The organism is Candidatus Bandiella numerosa, assembly GCF_021811875.1.
GTDB classification, from domain to species: Bacteria; Pseudomonadota; Alphaproteobacteria; order Rickettsiales; family Midichloriaceae; genus Aquirickettsia; species Aquirickettsia numerosa_A.
In genome coordinates, this window is sequence record NZ_JAJBJD010000042.1 from 1 (window position 1) to 7,451 (window position 7,451).

7 protein-coding genes and 1 other RNA gene are annotated in these 7,451 nt (G+C 29.8%); all 8 read right to left on the reverse strand.

The window, feature by feature from the left end; genetic code table 11:
- Positions 1–143: 143 nt before the first annotated feature.
- The 8 genes from L8D11_RS02440 to ssrA all read right to left on the reverse strand — a co-directional run bounded on the left by L8D11_RS02440 (position 144) and on the right by ssrA (position 7,290).
- Entirely contained in the window at positions 144–1,574 is a 1,431-nt protein-coding gene (locus L8D11_RS02440; RefSeq protein WP_236870091.1) for a replicative DNA helicase, read from the reverse strand.
- Complete coding sequence (hemE, locus tag L8D11_RS02445) at positions 1,564–2,604, reverse strand: uroporphyrinogen decarboxylase (protein WP_236870092.1); 1,041 nt, start codon at positions 2,602–2,604, stop codon at positions 1,564–1,566. Before hemE ends, L8D11_RS02440 begins: the two co-directional genes overlap by 11 nt.
- 225 nt (positions 2,605–2,829) lie before the next feature.
- Positions 2,830–3,705, reverse strand: coding sequence for a YihY/virulence factor BrkB family protein (locus L8D11_RS02450; RefSeq protein WP_236870093.1), 876 nt, complete (start codon positions 3,703–3,705; stop codon positions 2,830–2,832).
- Entirely contained in the window at positions 3,689–4,573 is an 885-nt protein-coding gene (locus L8D11_RS02455; protein ID WP_236870094.1) for a bifunctional 5,10-methylenetetrahydrofolate dehydrogenase/5,10-methenyltetrahydrofolate cyclohydrolase, read from the reverse strand. The genes L8D11_RS02450 and L8D11_RS02455 overlap by 17 nt, the downstream gene beginning before the upstream one ends.
- On the reverse strand, positions 4,570–5,571 hold the full coding sequence (locus L8D11_RS02460) for an NAD(P)/FAD-dependent oxidoreductase (RefSeq protein ID WP_236870097.1): 1,002 nt from the start codon (positions 5,569–5,571) through the stop codon (positions 4,570–4,572). The genes L8D11_RS02455 and L8D11_RS02460 overlap by 4 nt, the downstream gene beginning before the upstream one ends.
- Positions 5,572–5,717: 146 nt before the next feature.
- Positions 5,718–6,578 carry a lysophospholipid acyltransferase family protein gene (locus L8D11_RS02465; RefSeq protein WP_236870095.1) on the reverse strand — a complete coding sequence of 287 codons (861 nt, stop codon included), beginning with the start codon at positions 6,576–6,578 and terminating at the stop codon, positions 5,718–5,720.
- Positions 6,575–6,952: an HIT domain-containing protein gene (locus L8D11_RS02470; protein ID WP_236870096.1), complete on the reverse strand. Its 378-nt coding sequence runs from the start codon at positions 6,950–6,952 to the stop codon at positions 6,575–6,577. The genes L8D11_RS02465 and L8D11_RS02470 overlap by 4 nt, the downstream gene beginning before the upstream one ends.
- A 20-nt stretch (positions 6,953–6,972) precedes the next feature.
- Positions 6,973–7,290: a transfer-messenger RNA gene (gene ssrA, locus L8D11_RS02475) on the reverse strand.
- Between the last annotated feature and the right edge of the window lie 161 nt (positions 7,291–7,451).

The window sequence follows — 7,451 nt, forward strand, 5'->3', positions numbered from 1 at the left end:
TGAGAAGATTAATCTCTTCTCTATGTACTCTGCTTTTGGTAAACACAAATCTGAAACCGCCCTATGCGACATCGCTTGTACGGTGGTGTGAGAGGGAGGTGCTGCAATGCGCCTCTCTACTCGATTGCAAAATAAACATCTACTCAATTTTCTAAATTATCAAATGCTGTTGTTTTATTATTGTATCTTAAGTGAAAATTTCCCACTGGTCCATTTCTTTGTTTTGCTATTATTATTTCTGCTATATTTTCTACCTTCCCCATCTTTTCCTGCCATTCTATCAATTTTTTCTCATCTGTTGAAGGTATTTTTCTACTTAAATAATATTCTTCCCTATAAATAAACATTACTATATCTGCGTCTTGTTCTATGTTTCCACTTTCTCTTAAGTCTGACAGAAGTGGTCTTTTATCATCTCTTGATTCCACCGCTCTTGATAATTGTGAAGCAGTAATAACCGGGATATCTAATTCTTTTGCTATTGCCTTTAGTCCCTGCGAAATCTCTGCTATTTCTTGAACTCTATTTTCCTTATTTCTTCCTGTACTATTTATTAATTGCAAATAATCTATCACCAACAATCCAATATTATGTTGCCTTTTCATTCTTCTAGCCTTTGTTCTAATTGCTGATATTGTTAAAGCTGGTGTGTCATCTATGATTATAGGTAATTCATTAAGTATAGAAATCTGTTCTGATAAATTTTTAAATTCTCCTTTATTCACTTTTCCTATTCTTATTTTAGAACCGTCTATTTTTGTCTCTATTGCTAATATCCTAGATGCCAATTGCTCTGCTGACATTTCTAATGAAAAAAAACAAATAGATTTTTTTTTCGTATCTTGTTCCTTAGATTCTTTAACAAAATATTTTGCCGCCCTTAGCATAATATTTACTGCAAGAGCCGTTTTTCCCATTGATGGTCTTCCTGCTATTATTATTAAATCTGAATTTTGAAAACCTCCTGTGTATTTATTTAAGTCTATATATCCCGTTTCTGTTCCACTTATTTCTCTTCTGCTTTTTAATGACGTCTCTATTTTTACTAATGCACCTTTTATTGAATCTGTTAAGCTATATACTTTATTATCATAATTTCCACTACTTGCTAATGTATAAAGTTCGTGCTCCATAGCTTCTATTATATTTTCCCCTCCCTCTTCTATTTTTTCTTCTTTTGCTTTTAATATACCTTCTTCTCCTATATCTATTATTTTTCTTCTTAAATATGTATCATATATATTTCTTGCTAACGTTCTTATATCTGTACTTAACTGTGATTCATCTACCAGTTTTAATAAATACTCATAACTATTCATTTGTGCATCTTTAAAAATTTCTTCTTTGGCAAAATAATTCTTAATCGTTATTGGATCTGAAATTAATCCTTTATCCATTAACTTACCTATCCCTTGGTATATTTTTGCATGTAGTGGTAAATAAAAATGTTCTTCCCTAAGTACATCTCCTATTTTATTCATGTTTTCATTATTATTTAGCAATAAACCTAGTAGATTTTGCTCCGCTTCTATATTATGTGGTCTTGTTTCTATATTTTTTTCTTTATCTTTCATACTCTTTTACAACACTTATTAATTTTTCTACTTCTTCCACTCTACTTTCTGGTAACATTCCATGCCCCATGTTGAATATAAACCTTCCTTTTGAAAAAGTATCTAATATTTTTATCACCTTTCTCTTCAAATCAAAAGACTGAGTTGTCAATATTACATTATCTAAATTTCCCTGTATTGTTGCACTTTTCTGCAATTTTTCCTTTGCCCATTCTATTGGCACTGTATGATCTATTGCTATTATATCTGTTTCTACTTTTTTGACAAAATCTTCATATTTTACTCCTGCTCCTCTTGGAAAAGTGTTTATTATTATATCTTTTTTATAATCTCTTAATTCTTCCACTATATTTCGTGTTGGTCTTATAACTAACTCTTCGAACTCCTCCTCTGCTAATATTCCTGCCCATGAATCAAATAATTTAACTACCTCCACTCCTTGATCAATCTGTCCTTTTAAATACTTTTTTGTTTCTTCTGTAATTAATTCTATTATTTTTATAAATTTCTCTCTTTCGTTAAAATATAATTTTCTTACCTCATTAAAATCTCTTGATCCTCTTCCTTGTATTACATAGCATGCAACTGTAAAGGGAGAGCCTGCAAAACCTATTATTGCTTTTTCTTGATGCTTTATTTCTATTTCTTTACGTACCTTTTCTATTCCTTCATATACCTTTTTGTAAATACTTGATGTATCTATTCCTTTTTGTAGCTTCTCAATTCTTTTTTCATAGTTTTCTAAAAATACTGGACCTTCTCCTTTTATAAAATTTAACTCTAATCCCATTGCAAAAGGTACTATTAATATATCTGAAAATATGATCGCCGCATCTAAATTAAATCTTCTAAGTGGCTGAAGAGTTATCTCTTTCATTAAATCACTATTTAGGCACATTGATAAAAAACATTCATGTTTTTCTTTTTCTTCTCTGTATTCTTTGAGATATCTACCAGCCTGTCTCATAAACCAAATTGGAATAGAATTAGGTTGTTTATTTCGTACTTCCTCAATTAATAGTTTTTTCATATATTATAATTAGTACTTATATATTAATTATAGATGTATTGTTAGTTTAGTTAGTTTAACATTTATTAACATTTAAAGCTAATAAAAGTCGCAAATATGCATGTTAATACACGAGATGTTATTATTAACAAATATAATATATTAACTAATAAAATTTTATAAAAGTTAACAAAAAATATACTAACATTAAAATAACAAGTAACTAACATAAAAGTGGCAAGGCGTTTAACCATTTTGTTTATTAGTAGAAAAAAAGTTGTAATTAAATTCGGCGCCAAAGATAAAAATAATGCTACAGAAATAAAAATAAAGTAACGCAATAATAACACCAACAATACTGCCATAAATTACATTTAATTGTGAAAAAGTAGATAAATAATACTTAAACAAACAAGTAAATATGTTCCAAAAAAGAAGTACTAAAATTGTACCTGGAATATTGCTAAAAATAGTTTGCCTTTTATTAGGTAGAAAGAAATAAAGAAATAAAATCAGAAAAAATCCACAAAGAATAGTAATAATATCTCTTAGCAATCTAGTTTCCTGCTCAAGAATAAGATAATAATGAGAATCTTTTAAATGAAGTAGGGTAGATAAATCTGATTTTAAAGAAGGGAATATTCCAAAAAAGAACATTATAAAAATAGTTAAAAATATCAACACTATAAATTCTATAATACTAATAAAGCGCCGAAATAAATAGGAAGGAGGATGAATAACCCTATTTGCTTTATTTAAAATTGTTCTAATTGCTTCAAATATAGAAGAGGCAGTCCAAATTGCAGTAAATACAGCGAGGGTTAGCAAACTATTTGGTGGAGCATTAGTAATTTCATGAATTCTTGGCTTTAAAAAATAAATTAAATTATCAAATGTAATTTCAGTATTATCAGAAAGGGAAGAGATTATTTGTTCTAATAAATGTATGGGAATAATAAATTTCATAGTCGCCATAAGAAAGAATAAGAAGGGGAAAATAGAGAGCATAAGTAAGAATGATAGATATCCAGCGTGTTCTATCCCATCATGCGCTATTGTGTCTCCAATAGATTTATAAAAACATAAAAAAAATTTTTTTGTTATATCAATTGTTTTTTTCAATAAAGGTAACATCACTAGATAAATTATTTTGTATTAGAAACAGCTTTAAAGTGTTAAGTAGTAAATTTGCAACAGTTAGTGGCCCAATACCACCAGGAACTGGTGTAATAAAAGATGTAAGATTCTTAACATTTTCAAAATCAACATCTCCTACAAGTTTATTATTAACTCTACTAATTCCAACATCAATTACAAATGAATTTTTTTTGACCCAATTTGCTTTTACTAAATTAGGCGCACCTGTAGCTATAATCAATATATCAGCTAATGAACATTCTTCTTCTATATTTATTGTTTTAGAATGCACTACAGTAACAGTGCAATTTTCTTTTATTAAAATCGATGCCATGGGGCGTCCCACAATAATTGATCTACCAACGATTACTGCTTTTTTACCAGATAAATCTTTGAGATATTTTTTTAGGATATACAATATACCTTGTGGAGTACAGGGCATAATTTGTGATTTCCAGTGGTTTAACAGTCCTGTATTGTAAATACCAAAAGCATCAACATCTTTTTTATAATTAATAGTTTCAAATACAATTTGTTCATCCAAGTGATTTGGCAATGGTAATTGCACTAATATACCTGTAATATCTGGTCGCTCATTTAGTGTGGTAATTATTTCACACAGTTTTTTATTATCTATGTCTTTGCTAAATGTCAGTAATTCTGTATTTATACCTACATTTTTAGCAGCTTTTAACTTAGCGTTAACGTACACTTTACTTGCAGAATTATCTCCAATTAATACTGTTGCAATTTTTGGACGCATTTTAATAATTTCAAATTTTTCCTTAACTTCTTTTTTTATAGAGAAAAGAAGCTCTTCAGCTAGCAGTTTTCCATTTATGATGTATGTCATAAGTTATTAGGCAATCCTTTGGTAGTAGAATGCTCAAAGTGCAAAGGAACATTTGGGTTAATATAGCTATATGCGCTATGACATGCTCTTGCAGACTCGGCAAAACCAGTTAATATCAATTTTAATTTCCCAGGATAAGTGCATATATCTCCAACCGCGTAGATTCCATTTAAATTAGTTTGCATTGATTCAGGATTGACCTCTATGTGCTTATTTATTATTGAAAGATTCCAGCAATTAATAGGGCCGATATTCATTGCCATTCCAAAAAAAGGAAGTAAGTAATCTGATTTTAGAAGCTTAATGTTATTGTCTAGGTCTTTAACTTCTATCTCATGTAGCACCCCTTCTTTTCCTTTTAATTTGCTAAGTTGATATGGAGTAATTAATTCTATATGGCCATTTTCTGTTAGGCGATTTATTTCTTCAACGGTTTTAGGAGCTGCTCTGAAATTATTTCTTCTATGAACTATATATACTTTTTTTGCAATACCACTTGCCAATATAACTGCCCAGTCTAATGCAGAATCTCCTCCTCCTGCAATAGTAACAGTTTTATTTTTAAATGTACCTTTATTCTTTATGTGATAAAAGACGCTAATGTCCTCAAAATTCTGGATATTTTCAATAGGGGGTTTTCTTACCTCAAAAGTTCCGCCTCCTGCAGCGATAATTATGGTTTTTGCTTTTATCAAACTTTTTGATGTTGATATTTCCCAATATCCATCTTTTTTTGTTATGCTGTTACACTGTTGATTTAAGTAATTTTGTGCTTTAAAAGGTTCTGCTTGTTTTGTAAGATTCTCTATTAACTTTTCTGCACTTATTGATGGATATCCGGCAATATCATATATAGATTTTTCTGCATAAAGCGCATTACACTGGCCACCTAAAAAGCCAAGTGTATCAATTATGCAACTCTTTAATCCTAGCATTCCTGCTTGAAATATAGTAAAGATACCAACAGGACCAGCGCCTATAATTGCAATATCGTATATAACCTACTCCTAAATAAATTTAGATTAAGTTATAAATAATATAAATAATCAGATTGTTCAATATTATAAATGGCAATGTTAGATAAAAATAAGAAGGGAATTTAACAATAACATGGCAATAAGAAAGAGATATACTTTAAGTTGTATTATTTCCATCTATTATGAAACCAAAACCATTGTTCTGGATAATTTCGTATCCAGTTCTCAAGTATTTTGTTTATTCTTTCTGTGATTGTATATTTTGTGTCAAATTCCTGTAGTTCTAGAGGCTCATAAAAATTAGCTGTGTATCTTGAAGAGCCTGTTTTTATAATATTTACAGCAATAATCGGTACTTTGTATTTTAGAGCAATATTAGCTGGTAGTGCGGTAGTCATGGCATATTTATTAAAAAAAGGTACGCTAATGCCATCATCCATTCTCTGATCAATCATTATTCCTACAACTTCATTATTATTGAGTGCTTTAATTATTTTTTTTACACCTATATTTCCCTTTGGGATCAAGTTAACTTTATAAACCTTCCTTATTTTATTGATTAAATTATTGGTGTAAGGATTATTCGATGGTCTGTACACTAAATTTAACTTAATATTGTATTCTTTTGCTATTCTACTAATTAATTCCCAATTACCAATATGCCCAGAAACGATGATTGCCCTCGAGAAAGGCATGTTTTTTTCGCCTTTAATAATTACTCTTTCTAAAAATTCTTTTTTAGGCATTTTATACCAATGTGGTATTTCACCTATTACAGAACCAAAATGCTTCCAAGTATTAATTAGTATTTTTTTCCGGCGCTCTTCTGTTAAATGAGGCAAACACATTTTTATATTCTGTGCGGCAATATTATTTTCTTTAATAAATTTACTAAAGAATCCAACAATAATCGTGCCTATTTTTGATGAAGATTCTATACTCAAGGATTTAAAAAAAAAGTAGAACAAATAGACGAAAAATGCCTCTATAATGTATTTAAGCTTTTTCTTAAATGAAATAGCCTTCATTTTATTGCGTGATGCGTATCAGCCGTTATTAATGGGCCTAGAGCTTTGCCAGCAATGATATGTATATGAAAATGCTCCACAGTTTGCATAGCGTCTTTTCCATGATTTGTTATTAATCTATATCCAGACTTGTTAATTTTGAGCTTATCAGTGATCTTTTGGATCGAAGCGAAAAAGGATAGAATTTGATCTGTAGATGCTTTTTGTACAAAATCCTCAAATGACCTGAACTCTCCTTTTGGAATTGCCAATAAATGGATTGGAGCAGATGGATTTATATCATGAAAAATTAAAGTATGCTCATCTTCATACACCATTTTACAAGGTATTTCTTTTTTTATAATTTTTGCAAAAATATTAGCCTTATTGTACATAACAAATCTAAAAATTTAGGTATGGGATTTTCTGTTGCCCGGCAATCCCAAACCGCGTTTAATAAATATTAAGCCTTATGCAGCTAGTGCAAAAGCTTGATTTTCATTAGCAGGTACAAACTTTTTGTTTGCAATTATAACAGTGATCTTTTACAGGAATCACCCTGAGCAAAACTACTTTTTTTAATGCATGTCGATACTAATTTCGTCCCCATAAAACATTGGTGGAGACGTCGGGTACCGCCCCCGAGTCCAAAACATCTATTTCAAGTAGAGTTTATTACTATAGCCTTGCAGCAATTGTCATTGTAGCAATTTAAAAGCGACATTGAAAGAAAAATTATTAAAGACCATTGCATAATAGGCAGAAAAAAACATATATGATAGAATGAAAAGATAAGTACATACGAAAGAGGAGGCAAAATGTCATTTTTAGTAAGAGAAGCAGAAGAACGTATAGAGAAGAGTAAGTTAGTGCGAATAGCAGGAGTGATTAATT

Bases quoted from the DNA above. Each gene is read 5' to 3' on its own strand.
- L8D11_RS02440 (WP_236870091.1), bottom strand. From the start codon at position 1,574: ATGAAAGATAAAGAAAAAAATATAGAAACAAGACCACATAATATAGAA.
- hemE (WP_236870092.1), bottom strand. From the start codon at position 2,604: ATGAAAAAACTATTAATTGAGGAAGTACGAAATAAACAACCTAATTCT.
- L8D11_RS02455 (WP_236870094.1), bottom strand. From the start codon at position 4,573: ATGACATACATCATAAATGGAAAACTGCTAGCTGAAGAGCTTCTTTTC.
- L8D11_RS02465 (WP_236870095.1), bottom strand. From the start codon at position 6,578: ATGAAGGCTATTTCATTTAAGAAAAAGCTTAAATACATTATAGAGGCA.
- L8D11_RS02470 (WP_236870096.1), bottom strand. From the start codon at position 6,952: ATGTACAATAAGGCTAATATTTTTGCAAAAATTATAAAAAAAGAAATA.